The 1,662-nt window shown below is 73.3% G+C and carries 1 protein-coding gene; it reads left to right on the forward strand.

Translation table 11 applies throughout. The features are described 5' to 3' along the window. Positions 1 to 1,662: FtsX-like permease family protein (locus tag x551_RS21895; RefSeq protein WP_036251431.1), on the forward strand; the 1,662-nt coding region annotated here is incomplete at both ends.

Raw genomic sequence — 1,662 nt, forward strand, 5'->3', positions numbered from 1 at the left:
GGCGGTGCGCCGCTACGTGGCGTGGGCCGAGGCCGAGGCCAAGGCGCTGGGCTGGCGCGGGCTGCGCATCGAGTCGCTCGACAGCGGTCGCCCGGAGATGCGCCAGACGCTGGACCGCGCCGCCAAGTTCCTGAACCTCGTCGCGCTGCTGGCCGCGCTGCTGGCCGCGGTGGCGGTGGGCATCGCCGCACGTGACTTCGCCGGCCGCCACCTCGACGATTGCGCCATGCTGCGCGTCTTGGGCCAGCCGCAGCGTCGCATCGCCGGGGCCTATACCGTGGAGTTCGCGGTGGTGGGGCTGATCGCCAGCGCGCTGGGCGTGCTGCTCGGCCTGGCGGTGCACTTCGTGTTCGTCGCGCTGCTGGCCGGGCTGGTGGATTCGGCGCTGCCGGCGCCCAGCGTGTGGCCGGCGTTGTTCGGCCTGGGCGTGGGGCTCACGCTGCTGCTCGGCTTCGGGCTGCCGCCGGTGCTGCAGCTCGCGCAGGTGCCGCCGCTGCGCGTGATCCGGCGCGACCTGGGCGAACTGCGGCCGGCGTCGGTCGGCGTGCTGCTGGCCGGCTTTGCGGGCTTCTCGGCGCTGCTGTTGGCGGTGGCCTCGGACCTGAGGCTCGGCCTCATCACGGTGGGCGGATTCGCGCTCGCGATCGCGGTGTTCGCGCTGTTGTCGTGGCTGGCCGTGCAGGCGTTGCGGCGCGCGGTGCCGTCGTCGGCCGCCGGTGCGCCGCGCTGGCTGGTGCTGGCGACGCGCCAGGTCGCGGCGCGGCCCGGTTTCGCGGTGCTGCAGGTCAGCGCGCTGAGTGTCGGTCTGCTGGCGCTGGTGCTGCTGGTGCTGCTGCGCACCGACCTGATCAGCAGCTGGCGCCAGGCCACGCCGCCCGATGCGCCGAACCGCTTCGTCATCAACGTTCAGCCCGAGCAGGGCGAGGCCTTCCAGCGGCAGCTGCGTGACGCCGGCGTGAAGACCTACGATTGGTATCCGATGATCCGCGGCCGGCTGGTCGCGGTGAACGGCAAGCCGGTCAAGCCCGAGGACTACGCCGAGGACCGCGCGCAGCGCCTCGTGGAGCGCGAGTTCAACCTCAGCCACGACGCGCGGCTGCCGGGCCACAACCAGGTCGTCGCGGGGCGCTGGACGGCCGACGAGGCCGGCGCGATCAGCGTCGAGGAAGGGCTGGCGGCGACGCTGGGCGTGAAGCTCGGCGACACGCTGCGCTTCGACATCGCCGGCGTGCAGCAGGACGGCCGCATCACCAGCCTGCGCAAGGTCGACTGGGGCTCGATGCGGGTGAATTTCTTCGTGCTGTTCCCGACCGCCAACCTGCCCGAGGAGCTGCCGGCCACCTACATCGCGGCGTTCCGCGCACCGCCGGCCCAGCCGGGCGCGCCGGGCTTCGACAACGCGCTGTCGCGGGCCTTCCCGAACATCACGAACGTCGACGTGTCGGCGTCGATCGCCCAGGTGCAGCGCGTGCTCGACCAGGTGATCCGCGCGGTCGAGTTCCTGTTCGGCTTCACGCTCGCGACCGGCCTGGTGGTGCTGTTCGCCGCAGTCACCGCGACGCGCGAACAGCGTGCCCGCGAGTTCGCGGTGATGCGGGCGCTCGGTGCCGGCGGCGCGCTGCTGGCGCGCGTGCAGCGCGCCGACTGCTGGGGTGCGCGCTG

Origin of the sequence: Methylibium sp. T29 (genome assembly GCF_000576205.1) — a bacterium.
Taxonomy (GTDB): Bacteria; Pseudomonadota; Gammaproteobacteria; order Burkholderiales; family Burkholderiaceae_C; genus Methylibium; species Methylibium petroleiphilum.